Here is a 17360-nt window from a genome sequence, read left to right as displayed (position 1 = left end):
TGCGCTCCTCTGTGAGCATGTTACTTTCGACTGAATAACCTGCTGATTTAGAATTTGATCCCGCTCACATGTTATCCTCTCAGACCACCTCAATTTTTACCGTAAGCCGCCTGAATCAGACGGTTCGTTTGCTGCTTGAGCAGGAAATGGGGCAAGTGTGGATCAGCGGTGAAATCTCCAATTTCACTCAGCCGTCCTCCGGTCACTGGTACTTCACGCTCAAAGATGACACCGCTCAGGTTCGCTGCGCGATGTTTCGCAACAGCAACCGCCGGGTAACGTTCCGCCCGCAGCACGGGCAACAGGTGCTGGTGCGCGCCAACATTACATTGTATGAGCCGCGTGGGGACTACCAGATAATTGTTGAGAGCATGCAGCCTGCGGGTGAAGGTCTGTTGCAACAGAAGTATGAGCAACTGAAGGCCAAACTACAGGCTGAAGGGCTGTTCGATCAGCAGTTCAAAAAAACGCTGCCCTCACCGGCCCACTGCGTCGGGGTGATAACCTCGAAAACCGGGGCAGCGCTACACGATATTCTCCACGTATTGAAACGCCGCGACCCTTCCCTGCCCGTTATTATCTATCCAACCGCTGTCCAGGGCGACGATGCGCCGGGGCAGATTGTGCGCGCAATTGAGCTGGCAAACGCCCGTGGCGAGTGTGACGTATTAATCGTCGGGCGCGGCGGCGGCTCGCTGGAAGATTTGTGGAGCTTTAACGACGAGCGCGTAGCACGGGCGATTTTTGCCAGCCGTATTCCGGTGGTGAGTGCCGTCGGCCATGAAACCGATGTGACCATTGCCGATTTTGTCGGCGACCTCCGCGCGCCAACGCCGTCGGCGGCCGCAGAAATTGTCAGCCGCAATCAGCTCGAACTGCTGCGTCAAATTCAGCATGGTCAGCAACGTCTGGAAATGGCGATGGATTACTATCTCGCCAACCGAACTCGCCGATTTACCCAGCTTAATCACCGCTTGCAACAGCAGCATCCGCAGCTGCGTCTGGCCCGCCAGCAGACCGTGCTGGAACGACTGCGTCAGAGAATGAACTTCGCACTTGAGAATAAAATTAAACAGGCCAATCAGCGTCAGCAGCGCATGCTGCAGCGGCTGAACCAGCAGAATCCGCAGCCGCGCATTCATCGCGCGCAGTCACGGGTGCAGCAACTGGAATATCGACTGGCGGAAAATATCCGCGCGCGGCTAAGCGAGCAGCGCGAGCGTTTCGGCAACGCGGTCACCCATCTGGAAGCCGTCAGCCCGCTGGCAACGTTAGCGCGCGGCTATAGCGTCTCCACCGCACAGAATGGAGAGGTGCTGAAGAAAGTAAAACAGGTGAAAGCGGGCGATCTACTGACCACCCGACTGGAGGACGGCTGGATTACCAGCGAAGTTCACAACATTACCCCAACTAAAAAGCCACGCCGTTCGCAATAACGTTCTTACTTGCCTCGTTCTATGTGAGCATTTACGGCACAATACAGGCCCCATAGCCTATCCCGCCCGAATTCGACCCCGTCGGGGTTGTTGGGCAATTTGTGATGCCCCCTTCATTTAACGAAACCTCGCAATAGTTATACGTCGAAGGTGTACGGCTCACATAACGCAGTACAGACACAGGCCATCCGTTAGCTGTTGCTATCTGTTCGTCTCTCATTTTCTCCAGTAAACTTTTTTCCGGGAAATAGGCCACCCCACCACAGTTATTGCTCATATCATAGCCAGTACCAGTATCTCGAGAATAGACACCGGCCCATGATTCATAATTATCCGTCCTCTGGTCCGTTGCTCCAGGGGATTCCCTATACAGCAACGGCCGGTGTAGCGTTATGCTATCAACACTTAGAGTGTCCGGCATATGACCCCACATAGCGGCGCTGTTGCTGTCCGGGCTGGTTATTACGGTAAATATCACGTCAAGCGTTGAGGTGGTTGCTAGCAACACATCATTGGTCGCGGTAACCGTTAGCGCCGTTTTTAACCCCAGGCTCGCATCCTGGCGCACCGTAAAGGTTGCCGTACCGTCAGCCCCAGTTACACCGCTAAACACGACGCTGGTTGTCGTCATTGATGTCGTTGACAACGAAGGAGACAGCGCCTGCAATGTTAAATCGTCTGCGCCATTCACTGTGTATGCAGTACCGTTCCGACTTTCCGCATCAGATCGACTCAGGGTAAACGGCTCATTTGGCATTGGATTACCAGCGCGGTCTTTCACCGTCACCGTCAGCGGAATAGCTTCGCCTTTCTTCACTACAGCTGCTGCTTTCGCCACATCCATCACCGTCGAGGTCAGCGTGATTAAGCCAGGGATATTACGCGCGTCAACCAGACAAGCCTGCATCTCTTTCGTTGAGGAATTCGTCTGCTTGGATACCTGACCAGTATTCAGGTTCAGAGTGTGATAGGCATTTCCTGACTTTAAATCAGCCGGCCACCAGAGCTGATCGGATTTCACCGGCCAGCCATACTGCGCTTCCAGCGTACCATGAGGATAACGCTGATACAGCGCCTGTTGGTCGCTCATCATCGGCGTAAACGCAATACCGCATACGGATTTATCCGTCGAAAGCACCTGCCCAGGCGTCGGCGCGGCCCATTTTTCGTTATTGTACAGGAGATAACCTACCCCCGACGGTGCTTCTGCCTGCAAGTGGGGACGCTGATAAACAACGTTATCCGGTCCCGGCACCGTCTCCGGCATATGCCCCCAGTAATCTGCTGACGCCACATCAGGGCTGGTAATGACGGTAAAGGTGGTGTCTTTGCTGGCCTTCACCAGGCTGTCACTTGCCAGGCTGGCGGTAATAGTCGTTTTCAGCCCGGTGGTATTGTCCTGATTTAATGTTAACTGCAACATACCATCCTCACCGGTCGCTTCATACAAGCTACTGTTGCCAGTGAAGTTGGTCAGTACCGTCCCCAATGGCGAAGTGGGGGTGAGCGTCATGGTTGCCGCACTGGTGGATACCGATGTATTGCTGCGGGAGGATGAAAAGCCGCGCATCACCCTCACAACCGTATTCGCCTGCGGCCTGCCGGCTGCGTCCGTCACGGTTACGGTTACCGGTATCGCCTCGCCTTTTTTCGCCACAAAAGCCTGTTTTTCTTCATCCCACGCGCTGGAGTCAAGGGAGATGAACGACTCATACGTCGTGGTCAGACACAATTGTGCAACATTACTTACGGTCGATGCTGAGTTCGTGTTGATAACACCCGCCTTCAGACTCATATATTGATACGCCAGCGAGGTTTGACTTTTTATCGCCATATCACCCGCCCACCATGATTTCGACGTTATCATCGGGAGGCCTAAATCTGTCGCTAACGCGCCATTCGGATGACCTTGAGACAATGAGGTCAAATCAGCGGCTCGCGGCATCCGGTTCATTGCGCAGGCGCCACGTCCTTTCTCGATGTTTTTCACCGTATACCACTTTTCATTATTCTCTATAACGGCAGTCGTATCAGTGGCTGAATCCAGCTCATCCATAAGTCTGGGACGCATAAATTCCGCACCGTTGCTGGCGGTGAAAGTCTCCGGCATATGACCCCACATATTGGCTTTATTGCTGTCCGGGCTGGTGATTGTCGTAAACACCGCAGGCAGCGACGCAGTAACCGTTGTGCTGTTATATAGACCGGCGGTCAGCACGTTTTTGACGCCTGGCCCACTACTCTCAGCCAAATCGACAGCCAGCGTACCGTCTGCGCCCGTCACGCCGTAGTATGTTCCGTTGAAACTCCAGCTCTGCGACGCCTGCCCGCTCTGCGTCAGTTGCATCGTTGGCGTACTCCAGGTGGTATAAGTAGTGGTACGGGCTGTTCCTTTGTCACGTTTAAGGGTAAATGGGATATTCCCCACCGGGTTGCCAGCGGCATCGGTGGTGGTGATCAGCAGTGGAATGGTATCGCCCGTTTTTACCTTCACCGCCTGCGCAGTGGCATCCTGCGTCAGCGTTGACGTGAGCGTAATCAATACCGCCTGCGCCGTCTGCGTATCCGAACAAATCTGGTACTGTCTCCCGTTAGCGTCCGTCGCGGATAATGTCTGATGGCTGCCATCGTCCAGGTCAACTGCCGAATAACGTGAGAACGTTTCAGTCGAGAACGAGCTACTGTAGGTGCCGCTCCAGTAAGAACGGTCAATAGGCCAGCCCTGCACTGTTTTGATACTTCTGTCAGGATATTTACTGTACAGAGAATCCAGCGAACTGACCGTGGGATAGTAGCCTTTGGCGCAACTGTCCGGATTGCTCTTACCGCTATCAGGCCCATAGAACCCGGCCCACACCTCTTTATCTTCCGTATAGCTCGTCACATTGTTGGTGCTGCTTAACTCCCCGTACAGCTGCGGCCGGTGGTAGTTCGTACCGTCTGCCGCCGTCAGCGTGTCCGTCATATGCCCCCACAGCGTCGCCTTGTCCGAGTCGGGGCTGGTGACCACCGTAAAGATGGTGTCGAGGCTGGCACTCACGCTGGCATTGCCGTACAGCGCCGCCGTTATCGCCACTTTAGTGCCATGCGTATCCGGGCGGGTCACATTGATGATTTTGCTGCCGTCCACGCCCGTCAGGCCGCCGATTTTCGTCGCCGTGTCGTTAACAGATTCGCCGTCAATGACCACCGGCGACACAATACCATCACCGCTGCCAGCGGCATGTTTAACATTCTGTCGGGTAAAACCATCACCACGGCTCATGACAAAAGGCGCTTGCGGCACAGGGTTTCCATTGGCGTCTTTCACCGTGACCTTCAGTTGTAGCGTCTCGCCTTTCTTCACTCTTACCGCATGTACACTATTAACGTTGTTGTCATACCACTGCGACGCATCCACCGGTTCAATGGTGATGGACGCCGCCGCCGGGTTATCGCTGGTCAGGCAACTGACGTAATCCGAAACATCGCCCCCCGCCGTCACCTCACCACCCGACAACGATATCTGTTGCCAGCTGGACTGGCTGGCGTACGTGACGGACCAGTAGCCCAGCCCCACAGGCCATCCGGCAACCGTATGTATCTCGCCGTCATTGTTGGCATTGTACAAAGTGGTAAGCTGGTCGATACGTGGCAGACGATTAAGCGCACATCCCCCGGCTGCGGTATTTCCCAGCGCATCGGCATGTGTGAGGCGAGCCCAGGTTTCATTCGCTTCATCCTGGGTTCGGGTTGCCCCTGACTCTGCCGCCAGTTTCGGGCGTTCAAACGTGAGATTATCCACGGTTATGACGTCCGCCATATGCCCCCACATATGGGCTTTTGGCGTATCCGGGCTTGTCGGAACGGTAAACTTCACGCTACGCGAGATAGGCGAGTTCAGCAGTGAATCAATCGGTACTACGCTTAGCTGTGTGATTAACCCCACGCCGCGTGGCTGCGCAAGAATAATTTGCGCGTCACCGTTCGCATCCGTCATCCCCTCATACGTCATTGAAGATGTACCCGCGCCATAGGCAACGCTGTCAAATAGCAATTCCCCCTGACTTGGGTCAGTAAAGCCGGTGGTCATCCCGCTGCGATTTTTGCCGAGCCCCATGGTGACTGAAAACTTCACATTCGCTATCGTTGCTCCGTTCAACGCATTTTGTGAATGGACGTTCATTTTGATTTGATCGCCTGTTTTGGCTACGGGCAACCGCAACGAAGTATCATCATTGAAATAAACCTCCAGTTGGGACACCATCTCATTCGCCGAACAGGTCAAATAGTGGGCTGAGCCACCGACCCCCTTGCTACCATCGTCCAGATTAAAGTACGCCATCTGCGTGGCATCATCGGCCATATAAGCATCAGACGCCGTCGGCCAGCCGTGTTCTGTCAGGATTTTATTATCAGGATGTGCGCTGTAGAGCGTTTCAAGAGAACCCGTGTCGGGGACCTGACCTGCGCCGCACTGATTCGTGGCAGAGATCAGAGAATCAAAGGTGGCCCATTCTTCGCTATTTTCACTTTGCTGACCGGTTTTATGACTTGTTTCGGACGCCAATAGCGGACGCTTGTAGAGATTACCCTTCTCCACAATACCCCGTTGCATATGGCCATACATATTCGCCCCGTCAACGTCCGGGCTGGTTATCACCGTAAAAATCACATTAAAGGGGAACGTGATGCTTGCGCCTTCATCATCCGCCATCACAATGCGGATCGGCGTTTCTACCCCTACCCCACTGTCATGACTTAACGACAAATGTACCTGACCGTTCGCGTCCGTTACCCCGGTATAGTGTTCCGGGGACGATGCACGCATATCATCACTACGGACAACGACCCGCAGATTATCCCACTCATCTTTATGCTCCCCTTTACGGTTAGAGGCGGGGTCGACAAACAGTTCAAGATAGCGATAAGGCAACGGTTTATTGGTATTCCGGTCAACCACGCTGGCTATCACATCAATCGTCTCACCGACTTCCGCCTTGTATGGCGCATCGGGAGAAAGCGTGATTTGTGGATACGCTAAAGGCAGCGCTTTATCCACGCAGCTCACCAGTAAAGCCGTACTGTTGCTTTCTCGTATCACCGCCCCACTCCCCATACTGGTAGCGTAGTGATAAATATCGAGCTGATCTTTCGTGGACGACCAGTAGGTATCAATTGGCCAACCGGGATAGGCCGCCGCGGTGCTGTGGGCGGCCCGCAGCGCCACCAGCTGTTCGGCATCCGGCAAAATGGCACAGTGGTTATCCGCGCTATCCCAGGTAAACTGCGCCCAGCTTTCATTGCTGGCAGCAAAAGTAGCACTAGTGCCACTGGTTTCCGCCGCCAGTTTTGGACGCGTGAAGGTATAGATGACGCCATCGACGTTTGCCGTAGCGCTTTCTTCCATATGCCCCCACATCGCCGCTTTGTCGCTGTCCGGGCTGGTCAGGGTGGTGAAAATGACATCGACGCTGTCTTTTAGCGCCGTATTGTTTGCCGGCATCACCGTCAGGGTAGTTTTTACGCCGGGACCGTTTGCCTGGGTGACGGTCACTGTCGCTTTGCCGTCAGCGCCCGTAACACCGTGGTATTCCGTCGCCGTGGTGGTCAGTTCCGTATCACCAACGTGTACCGGTGCATTATTGTTGACGATGTTCTGGCGGTTAAGCGCATCGCTGCGGGTAATAATAAATGCGGTATTGCCCACCACGTTACCGGCGCAATCGCGGGTGGTAACGGTCAGCGTGATACTTTCCCCTGCTTTGACCTTGGCTGCTTTTAACGTGTCGTCCATCGGCACGGCGCTGAGTGACAGTGGCTCGCCCACGGCGGTAGCTACGTCAATCGCCACTTTTTGTTCGGTTAAAGCAACCGTATTGCTGTTCGGTGTTCCCGTCGACGTAATGAGGTAAAGCGCGGGTAGCGCACTGCTATCTTCCAGTTGTGGCCAGACCACGTAATGCCCGCCGGCCATATTCTGCGCACAGAACGTTTTATTGGCGACCGGCTGCGGGTTAAGCGGTTCATCCGGTGTGGCGGCATCTGCCCAGACTAAACTGATAGCGGGCGTCTGTTCGCTTTCCCAGCGCAGCGGCGGTATGGCGAACAGATCGCCCTCGGTATCGAGCGGATTAGCCAACTGCAGTGCGCTGGCTGAATCGTCAACGCTGAAGTCGCGGGGCATCGCGCTGAAGGCCACAGCGTGCGCTTCACCGGGAGAGAGCACAACGCTGCCCTGATAAACCGGAACGAACGCGCTGTCCGCCGTCGGCGGGGTGCCGTTTATCGCATCCGTAGCTGTGCGCAACTCCTGCCATGCCCCACTTTTTAGTGCAGAAAGTACCGGCACTGCACCCATTAACAGAGCTAACGCCAGTAAAGAGCGATAAACTTTATTCACCTGCCAGATCCCCTATCCTTGAGCAGTCACTACCCATTTATTCTGTGTTCGCGTTTCAACACACTTTGCTTAACCCCGAGCTAAACAAAGGGCGCGGAAAAACCGCTCCCTAAGGAAGCGGTCTTGCACGGTTTTATTTACGTTGGTAGTCGATAGACAAGCCATATCCCTGGACGCCATCGTTGCCGAGGGTAACGCCATCGGCATAATCGAAGGCAGCCTTCGCTTCGGCGTTGGTAAGCGGAATAACCAGATCGCTATTGTTGTAGGTAGCGTTGACAATCCCACCCACAGTGCCCAACTGCAGACTGTTACCGGTGAATTTCCAGCGGTAGTTGTAATCACTGGTAACTTCTTCACCTGCATCGTAAGAGCGACTGGCGTTTTTATCTTTCCACAGCAGCACTTTATAGGTGGTGTTGGTTTTAAGTTTGGTGCTCGTGCCCAACAGATTGGTTGTTGTACCCGCCTCGTAGATGACGACGTGGACATTTTCATCGACCACCGGACCTTCCGGAATGTCATCATCGTCAGAACCACCGCCAGCGTTGGTCGACAGATCGTTTAGCAGCAATTCTGTGGCAACATTCGGATCGCCGGTAGTTGTGGTAGGCGTAATTTTAATACCGATGTAGCGATCGGCATCCGCAGCCTGAATTTCATAGGTGTCGCTGCCTTTTGTACCTATCTCTTGTGCATCGCCGCCATTCTGATCGCTATAGCTCATCCACTGCACAGTCGCTTTGGTCGCCGTGTTATCCGCATCCAGGTCACCTTCCGTATCGCCGATAGCCCAGTTGACCTTCACTTTGTCGCCCGCGTGAAACTGCCGATCACCTTCAGTTGCCACGGTTCGACTACCACGGTCAATCGTCACCGTGACATGTGCTTTATCCGTTTCCGCCGTTTTATCTGCAGCCCGTGTAATCCACGGGATAGTCCCTTGAATAGTACCGGTACTTTCTGTCGCGCTTTGCCACTGACCGGCTTTCAGATTCCCATTAGCCGCGACTGCAGGCACAGCACAATACCCTGCCACAGCCAACGCCAGTGCGACCTTCGTCAGCCGCCGTTTTAATACTAATTGCATCAAGACTCTCCTTTTTCTTCAACATTCAGCGACTGGCTGGTCAGCCACTACGCTGACACTATTTCTGGCTATACACCACGCGTATGCCATAGCCCTGAATACCATCCTGCTCATGAGCAGCGAATTTTTGCGCAGCCTCTCTATTTGTTGCTGGCAACACCAGATCTTCATTGCGGGTATTGGCTTGTGCTCCGGTATTTCCCGTCACGCTTTGCCCGGTAAATTCCCATTGATAGTCATAAAGCGCCATTTCATCTTCTGCCAGTTGTTCTGACATCTGGAAAACGCCGTCTTTATTGGCATCACGCCACAGTACAAATCGATAGGTATTATTAACGACAGGATGCCTATCTTGTTTGCCGCTCAAATTAACGGGAGAAGATGTTTTCATTTGATAAATGAGCGCATTCAACGCATCAAACGCATCACCGGTAAACGTCACGTCAACATAGTTACTGTCGCCGTAGACGTCTTCCTTCGCTTTCCAGCGAAACGTACCAGGAAGCGTACTGGAGAGCGTGACGGTTCCCGCCTTTTTGTCACGGCTGGCAATGAAGACGCAGGGCAATTCGGCGGTACAAGCTGTGGAGGAAAGCGACACCTTTTTGTCATTGCTGTCATAGAGTTCAGGCGCCATAGCCTCATCCACCAGCACTTTACCGTTACGATCGGTCGTATCCCCAAATGAATCAGTCAGCACCAAGTCCATCACAACACCATCGACGCCATCCGCCAAAGCGCTGGCCTCATGGCTATGATCGGTACGATCGGCGTCAGCGACGTTATCGACAATCAATTCGATTTTACGATCCTGCTGGACGGTAATTTCCACAGCACCCGAGTTTTGCTTATTCCCCTTTTCATCTTCCAGGGTCATGCGCACTTTCCAGGTATTTAACTCTGTACGCTGTGCTTCTGTATCCGCATTGACCCACGCAGGGAGGACCAGATTCCAGCGATTATTATTCCCTTCAGTGAGGGCATCAGCTTTTACTACTGGCATCACTAATGTGCGATTGGCATTATTTTTTGCCTGCCAGGAGGCGGAGATGATTTTGTAGTGATGAGAGACAAGCGCATTGATCGTCCACTTACATTTCTCCAGTCCCACCGCAGACTCAGGCGTGTCTTCAATTACGCATTCAGGATGGACATTGGTCGCATCGGCTTTGAGCCATAACGCAACATCAAGGGGATCTTTTTCACGGTATTCAAGAACGATAAAATTATTACGCTCGACAAAATCGGTACGACTGCCCATTAAAGAGCGCTGAATTTTTACGTTTTCCGGATCAAGCTGAGCCGCCAGGGGCGTACCTAACTGATAAGTGACGGTTGCGTTGATGCTAAGGTCGGCATTATCTCCAGTGCCGGCTTTGTAATCTGCACCCAACGTGACCATCGGCACAGGCATGTAATTGAGACCAACGGTTACCGCATGGGGATTTTTTTGTAAATTGTCGGTACCAAATAATGCCACTTCATCGCCATAGTACTGCTCGTAGACTAATTTCCCACCGATCTGTGGATAAAATGACAGCCAGCTTTCAGCCCGAATATCCCATCCCCGGGCGGGGCGCTCTTCATAAAACTCGAAATCCTCAGACTCTTTCCAGTCAGAAAGTGGATGGTAATAGTTGCCAGAGAGCTTCAGATAATCTGTCCATGCCTCAGTGCCCAAACCTAAGCGACGGTGCCCACGGCTAAAATCGTAGTCATAAAAAGCGTTGCCGCCGAGTAACCAATCCCCCACATTTTGACGCAAGCCAAAACCGATATTTCCAATGGTCCGGTCCTCTTTACGCTGCGCGGAGACTTGGCTAAAAATCAATGTATATTGGTTGTCGTATAAGGGAACAAAATAGTCGAGAGAGCTACCATCAAGATCGCCCCCTTCGCCAACAGATAAACTGGTCCGTACTTTTCCGTACGGTGACATTAACCCTTCTATATACGATTGCGTGGAGGAGGTAATTTGATTTTGCAAATAGCTTTGCGCCTGTGATTTCAACGCGTCAGGCGTCAGGTTTTCAAAGCCTTGTGTCGCAGAGTTAATAAAATAGTCGACACCTTTCTCTTTAATGGATTGATCTTCGTTATTATGCTGTTCTTTTAGTACCGACTCACTGCCGAGATCGGGCAACGTAGACTCACTTATGTTATTGATTGCTGCAGGCGCAACAATATTGTCCCCGGCAATAACTGCGCCAGAAACGAATAGAACAAGCAAGATAACAAAGCGCGCCCTTCGGGCCATAACATGTTCCTGTATTAACAAAGTTGCTGTACAACAGGAACATTATATTTATGATTCACGCTAATGAATGCCTTTATAACCTAAATATAATCCTAAAAAATCAGCCAGATTATCAAAGCAAGATAAAATATTTGTAATAATAATGATTAAAGCTGATTAGCATTCATAATAAATATTAATCAGCAAAAATTATTCATAATATAATTTATATTATGACATTATATTCCACGCGTTTCTTCGAAATAAGGCCATGGCCGTTCTGACAGAAATAATCCACCGCTCCGCAGGCTTTTAATACTTGCAGTGGCAGATGGCATTCCGGACAACGCGCTTCCAGTTGAATATCTTTGTGACAATGCTCGCAGTGCGCCACACCATTTTGCGGCTCCAGCTCTGCATGACAATCCGGGCAGGTAATCGACATATCGTGTCCTTATACAGAAAATGTATTGCTGCTTTTATTTTAACACCATGCGCTTAATGTGGCCCACGTAACTGCTGCTGCAATGTTAACAGGCACTCCACTTCTTCCAGCCTGCGCAGTGTCGTTTGGCTCACCTCCTGCGGACAACGTTCAAACAAACTTTGCGCTCCCAGAATTTGCTCAGCGAGACAATGGGCGTAAATCGTACCAGTAATGCTCCAGCGTTGTACCACCTCGCCGTCAATCACTTCCAGTACATCTTCTGTACCGCGTCGGTCATGGCTGATAATACGTCCGTCATGCAGATAAAGCCGCAGACCTTTTTGCCCACCAGCTGGCCCTGCATATTTGTTGAGCCAGATATCCAGTGGAATGCCGCTAATCTGCCCCTGAAGATGCGCCTCGCCTTCTGCCGTGGTCAGGTCACTCTGGGGGATATCACGTCCCAGACGGTCTTTAGCACTCACTAACCGCAGCACCATCTCATTATTCCCTCCCAGATACCGTACCGTTTCCCGCAGCATTGCTAACACGTGCGTACCGATATCCAGAATCACGCCATCCGGGTGGCGAAGTTCACGCGTGTCCGGTTCACCGGTGGCAAAGTTAAGCGCTATCGGCTCCCCTGCAGCGTTAAATCCACTTGGCTCCTGCAAGAAACCTTCGATTTTCACAATCTCGGCAAAAGTGCTGACCAACCCTCGTTTCACCGTTTCGATGCGCGCCATCCAGTGGTCGAGTGCCAGTACACGATCGGCAGCGCCTGGTTGAGCCAGCAGCATTTTCAGTTTTTCAATTTGGGAGAGCGTGGCGACAATAGGTTTTTCAACCACGATACGTGCGATGGGAGAGGCCAGGGCCTGTTCAAGCACCTCAAGGTGATGCAAGGATGCGGTCGTGATGAACAGGGTATCAAGAGGCTGAGTAAGCAGCTCTTCGAGCGACGTACAACGCGTCACGCCTGCTGGCTGTTTTGTGGGTTGAACATCAAACCCCACACAGCGTAATGAATCACCGAAGAGGCTACGTAATGCGGGCAAGTATGCCGTTTCAACGACTGCGCCCAGCCCAACAAACCCTAACAGCATGTTCTCACCTCAAAAGTTGAATTACCGGGGCATAACGTCTGCCCCGGCATCATCGAGGTGCTATCAGGCGCTAGTTGCCGGTTTAGTCTGTGTATTCTCCAGCATGCGACGAATCGGAACAATGAGAACGATCAGTACCGCGGCGCAGATAAGCAGCGCAATCGAGCAGCGCGCGAAGAGATCTGGCAGCATATCAAGCTGGTCGGCCTTCACATGACCACCAATCAGACCCGCGGCCAGGTTACCCAGCGCACTGGCGCAGAACCACAGACCCATCATCTGTCCACGCATTCTTTCCGGTGCCAACAGCGTCATGGTCGCCAGACCAATTGGGCTCAGACACAGCTCGCCGAGCGTAAGCATCAGGATACTGCCTACCAGCCAGAATGGAGAAACACCCGCGCCGCCATTTGCCAGCACGTCTTGCGCCGCCAGCATCATCACGCCAAAGCCCGCCGCTGCGCAGAGAATGCCGATGACAAACTTGGTGATACTGCTTGGGCGAATATTCATGCTCGCCAGTTTTGGCCACGCCCAGCTGAATACCGGGGCCAGCAGAATGATGAACAAAGCGTTAATCGACTGGAACCATACTGCCGGGATTTCAAAATCGCCGATCATACGGTTAGTGTAGTCGTTGGCGAACAGGTTGAACGAGGTAGGTTTCTGCTCAAAGGCAGACCAGAAGAACGCAGCGGAAACCAGCAGGATAAAGCAAACCAGCAGCCTGGCGCGTTCTTTACGGTTCAGCCCCGCAAAGACGAACAGATAGATAAAGTAAAGCGCAACTGACGCGGCAATCACGTACACCAGCATGCTGGCAACCGCGACCGGGTTAATCACAATCACTCCCTGCGCAATCAGGGTAACAACAATTGCTACACCAACTGCCAACGCCAGCAGCCACGCGCCCACACCATTACGTTTCACAACCGGGCTGTTCCAGGTCGAGTCCAGGCCCACTTCGCTATCGTAGCGTTTCATCGCCGGAACGGCAAAGATACGGAAGATGAGCAATGCCACCAACATTCCGATACCACCGATACCAAAACCCCAGTGCCAGCCGTGAGTTTTAATCAGCCAGCCGGAGATCAATGGCGCGATGAAGGAACCCAGGTTGATACCCATGTAGAACAGCGAGAAACCGCCGTCACGGCGCGCATCGCCTTTTTTATACAGCGTACCCACCATCACCGAGATACAGGTTTTGAACAGGCCAGAACCGAGCACAATGAACATCAGGCCAATAAAAAACAGGTTGTCACCCATGATGGCCGAGAGTGCAATCGACAGGTGACCAAGTGCTATCAGGATGGAGCCATACCACACCGCTTTTTGCTGACCAAGCCAGTTATCCGCCAGCCAGCCACCTGGCAGCGCAGCAAGATACATGGTACCGGCAAAGATACCGACAATCGCCGAGGCATTTTCACGCGCCAGTCCCATGCCACCGTCATAAACGGTAGCCGCCATAAACAGGATCAGTAACGGACGAATGCCATAAAACGAAAAACGCTCCCACATCTCAGTAAAGAACAATGAGCCGAGCGGATAAGGATGACCGAAGAAAGTTCGGCTTTCTTTTTGATTAACAGAGGATTGCATAATTCTCCCGAAAGTTATGTCGTCGTGCGTGTAAACACCGCGATGTACGCCGACCAGTTACGTAGCTGGTCGATTTTTTACATGCGGCGAAGATTTATTTAACCATTTGATAACCTGGCAGTAGTTTTGTCTAGTACCAACCGGGGGACTTTAAGATGAAAACTCGACAATTGTCTACTTTCTTAGATTTAAACTTGGTAAAAAACGAATAGTGATTGACATTGCGCGGGCTGAGGTTGACGTTGGAATAACGAAAAAAAACCCGCGACAAGCGCGGGTTTTCATCTGCATCAGCAACGATTACTTGCTTTTTTTAATGTGTTTAATCAAACGCTTACGTTTACGCATCTGAGTCGGAGTCAGCGTATTGCGTTTGTTGGCAAACGGGTTTTCCCCTTCTTTGAACTGAATACGGATCGGCGTGCCCATTACGTCCAGAGATTTGCGGAAATAGTTCATCAGATAACGCTTGTAGGAATCCGGCAGGTCTTTGACCTGGTTGCCGTGAATCACCACGATTGGCGGGTTATAACCGCCCGCGTGGGCGTATTTCAGCTTCACACGACGACCACGCACCAGTGGCGGCTGATGATCTTCTACTGCCATGGTCATGATGCGCGTCAGCATCGCGGTGCTCACGCGACGGGTGGAGCTGTCATACGCTTCACGGACCGATTCAAACAGATTACCCACACCGCTGCCGTGCAGCGCAGAGATAAAGTGTACGCGTGCAAAATCAATAAAGCCCAGACGGAAGTCCAGCGTCTCTTTGACCTGCTCTTTTACTTCCTGCGTCAGACCATCCCACTTGTTCACAACGATAACAAGTGAGCGCCCACTGTTGAGGATAAAGCCCAGCAGCGACAGGTCCTGATCGGAAATCCCTTCGCGCGCGTCAATCACCAGCATCACCACGTTGGCATCTTCAATCGCCTGCAGCGTTTTGATAACTGAGAATTTTTCTACCGCTTCGGTAATTTTGCCGCGCTTACGCACGCCCGCGGTATCGATAAGCACATATTCGCGCTCATCGCGCTGCATCGGAATATAAATACTGTCACGCGTGGTCCCCGGCATGTCGTAAACCACCACACGATCTTCGCCAAGAATACGGTTAGTAAGTGTGGACTTACCTACGTTCGGGCGACCCACGATCGCCAGTTTGATCGGCAAATCCTGCGGATTGAAATCATCTTCAGGCTCTTCTTCGCCATTTTCTTTGGCTTCCAGCTGCGCCCAGTATTCCGCGTCTTCGTCGACTTCTTCCTGCGGAGCAACGTCATCCATCCACGGCAGCAGAACATGCTCCAGCAGGCTGAGAACGCCACGACCATGGGACGCCGCGATCGGATAAATTTCACCCAGACCCAGAGAGTAGAAATCAACAACCGCCTGGTCAGGATCGAGTCCGTCAGTTTTGTTGGCTACCAGGAACGTCGGTTTCTGGCGCGAGCGCAGATGTTTCGCAATAGCTGCATCCGCTGGCATCAGGCCAGCACGCGCATCCACCATGAACAGCACAACGTCCGCTTCTTCGATAGCCAACAGCGACTGTTCCGCCATACGGGTTTCAACACCGTCTTCGGTGCCATCAATACCGCCGGTATCAATACAGATAAACTCGCGGCCTTCAATTTCCGCACGACCGTACTTACGGTCACGAGTCAGACCCGGGAAATCCGCAACCAGCGCATCTCGGGTGCGAGTTAGACGGTTAAATAACGTGGATTTGCCAACGTTAGGGCGCCCGACAAGCGCGACCACAGGTACCATGTTTAAAGCCTCATTTAAAAAATCATCAGACAACGGGCACATTTTTGCTCCGTTGTTAAAAACAGTAAAACGGCCCCTGCACCAGGAGCCGTTTTTCAAAGCGAGCGGCCGCGACGATTAACGCGTAATAGAGTACAGCGTACCGTCTTTCGCCTGGATCAGCAGTTTACCATCAGCAGAGACCGGCTCGGTCAGGAAACCTGAGCTGTCAACTTTCTGCTGGGCAACAAAACGGCCATCGTCAACGTTAATCCAGTGCAGGTAGCCTTCGCTATCACCGACGACCAGATTGCCGTTATACAATACCGGGGACGTCAGCAGACGGTGCAGCAGATCGCTTTGCGTCCACAGCGTCACGCCGCCATCGGTGGTCAGTGCCAGCACGCGATCGTTCTGGTCAACCAGGTAGATACGGTTACCGTCGACGATGAAATCATTCACCGAGCCCAGTTCGCGTTTCCACATGATCTGACCACTGCGCAGATCCAACGCCGTCAGGTTACCATTATAAGCCAGCGCGTAAACAACGCCATTGACGATAACCGGCGTGGTATCAACGTCGCTCAGACGATCGATTTCCGTTGGGCCTGTCGCCTGAGAGATACGCTGCTGCCAAATCATCTGGCCCTGCTGCATCAGCACGGCGCTTACGCGACCGTTATCACCGCCAACAATAGCTGCGCCAAAGGCGGTTGCCGGAGCGGATTCACCACGCAGAGACAGAGAAGGCATGTCGAGGTTAACGGTCCATTTGATGGCGCCGTCGGCTTCGTTTAAGGCCTGCAACTGACCGTTGCTGGTGTGGATCAATACCACGCCATCGCTCACAACAGGACGAGACAGCGCTTCACCAGCGACTTTCGTCTGCCATGCGGTAGTACCGTCACTGGTGTTCAGCGCATAAACCTGTGCTTTTTCACTGCCGATATAAACATGACCGCCGGCCACGGTTACACCGCCAGAAAGCTGTGCAGATGCACGGGAGAACCAGCCATCTTTCTCACCCAGATTCACAGACCAGACTTCTTTGCCGTCGCCTGCGTTCAACGCTTTAACTACACCAGCGCGAGAGGCAGCATAGACAACGTTATCCGCCAGCGCAGGATGAAGATTGGAATAGAAATCACCAATACCGTTTCCTACAGAGGTGCTCCATTCCGTAGACGGAGTAAACTGGTTTTCAACCACCGGTAATGGGGACATCTTAACGACATCTTCTTCGCCACTAAACAGTGAACAGCCGCTCAATAGGGTAACGGAAAGCAGCCCTGGCAGAAGTAATTTACGCAATTGCATCGGGTCCCT

General features: G+C 52.6%; 9 protein-coding genes. 1 reads left to right on the top strand and 8 read right to left on the bottom strand.

The genetic code is table 11. From position 1 onward, the window contains the following. The first annotated feature begins 68 nt into the window (after positions 1–68). Positions 69–1436 carry an exodeoxyribonuclease VII large subunit gene (gene xseA / locus OGV57_RS17105; protein WP_003838475.1) on the top strand — a complete coding sequence of 456 codons (1368 nt, stop codon included), beginning with the start codon at positions 69–71 and terminating at the stop codon, positions 1434–1436. A gap of 31 nt (positions 1437–1467) precedes the next feature. Here the strand turns inward: xseA and OGV57_RS17100 are convergent, their stop codons facing one another. From OGV57_RS17100 to bamB, 8 genes are all read right to left on the bottom strand, one after another. Beyond that, positions 1468–7818 (bottom strand): adhesion domain-containing protein, encoded by a 6351-nt coding sequence (locus tag OGV57_RS17100; protein ID WP_054528696.1) that lies wholly within the window; start codon positions 7816–7818, stop codon positions 1468–1470. Between the two features lie 133 nt (positions 7819–7951). Next, positions 7952–8908, bottom strand: coding sequence for a SinI family autotransporter-associated protein (locus OGV57_RS17095; RefSeq protein WP_003838469.1), 957 nt, complete (start codon positions 8906–8908; stop codon positions 7952–7954). A 58-nt stretch (positions 8909–8966) separates the two neighbouring features. Next, the gene (sinH, locus tag OGV57_RS17090) at positions 8967–11165 is read right to left on the bottom strand and encodes an intimin-like inverse autotransporter SinH (RefSeq protein WP_054528644.1); all 2199 of its coding nucleotides are present in this window, start codon (positions 11163–11165) and stop codon (positions 8967–8969) included. Between the two features lie 205 nt (positions 11166–11370). Beyond that, positions 11371–11589, bottom strand: a complete 219-nt coding sequence (locus OGV57_RS17085) for a zinc ribbon domain-containing protein (RefSeq protein ID WP_003838464.1) — start codon at positions 11587–11589, stop codon at positions 11371–11373. A gap of 53 nt (positions 11590–11642) precedes the next feature. Then, positions 11643–12677 carry a Gfo/Idh/MocA family oxidoreductase gene (locus OGV57_RS17080; protein ID WP_003838460.1) on the bottom strand — a complete coding sequence of 345 codons (1035 nt, stop codon included), beginning with the start codon at positions 12675–12677 and terminating at the stop codon, positions 11643–11645. 63 nt (positions 12678–12740) lie between these two features. Further along, a complete protein-coding gene (locus OGV57_RS17075) occupies positions 12741–14282 on the bottom strand; it encodes a peptide MFS transporter (RefSeq protein WP_003037736.1) in 1542 nt (513 codons plus the stop codon). Positions 14283–14582: 300 nt separating this feature from the next. Next, the gene (der, locus tag OGV57_RS17070; protein ID WP_003037733.1) at positions 14583–16055 is read right to left on the bottom strand and encodes a ribosome biogenesis GTPase Der; all 1473 of its coding nucleotides are present in this window, start codon (positions 16053–16055) and stop codon (positions 14583–14585) included. A gap of 117 nt (positions 16056–16172) precedes the next feature. Further along, a complete protein-coding gene (bamB, locus tag OGV57_RS17065; protein ID WP_003838454.1) occupies positions 16173–17351 on the bottom strand; it encodes an outer membrane protein assembly factor BamB in 1179 nt (392 codons plus the stop codon). Positions 17352–17360: the final 9 nt, after the last annotated feature.

It is taken from the genome of Citrobacter sp. Cf087 (assembly GCF_030334285.1).
Classification (GTDB): Bacteria; Pseudomonadota; Gammaproteobacteria; order Enterobacterales; family Enterobacteriaceae; genus Citrobacter; species Citrobacter freundii.
The sequence above is the reverse complement of the archived record's forward strand: the minus strand, read 5'-3'. Positions and strand labels throughout refer to the sequence as shown.

Coding starts and splice junctions, on each gene's coding strand:
- xseA (WP_003838475.1), top strand. CDS start 69: ATGTTATCCTCTCAGACCACCTCAATTTTTACCGTAAGCCGCCTGAAT.
- OGV57_RS17095 (WP_003838469.1), bottom strand. CDS start 8,908: ATGCAATTAGTATTAAAACGGCGGCTGACGAAGGTCGCACTGGCGTTG.
- sinH (WP_054528644.1), bottom strand. CDS start 11,165: ATGGCCCGAAGGGCGCGCTTTGTTATCTTGCTTGTTCTATTCGTTTCT.
- OGV57_RS17085 (WP_003838464.1), bottom strand. CDS start 11,589: ATGTCGATTACCTGCCCGGATTGTCATGCAGAGCTGGAGCCGCAAAAT.
- OGV57_RS17080 (WP_003838460.1), bottom strand. CDS start 12,677: ATGCTGTTAGGGTTTGTTGGGCTGGGCGCAGTCGTTGAAACGGCATAC.
- OGV57_RS17075 (WP_003037736.1), bottom strand. CDS start 14,282: ATGCAATCCTCTGTTAATCAAAAAGAAAGCCGAACTTTCTTCGGTCAT.
- der (WP_003037733.1), bottom strand. CDS start 16,055: ATGGTACCTGTGGTCGCGCTTGTCGGGCGCCCTAACGTTGGCAAATCC.
- bamB (WP_003838454.1), bottom strand. CDS start 17,351: ATGCAATTGCGTAAATTACTTCTGCCAGGGCTGCTTTCCGTTACCCTA.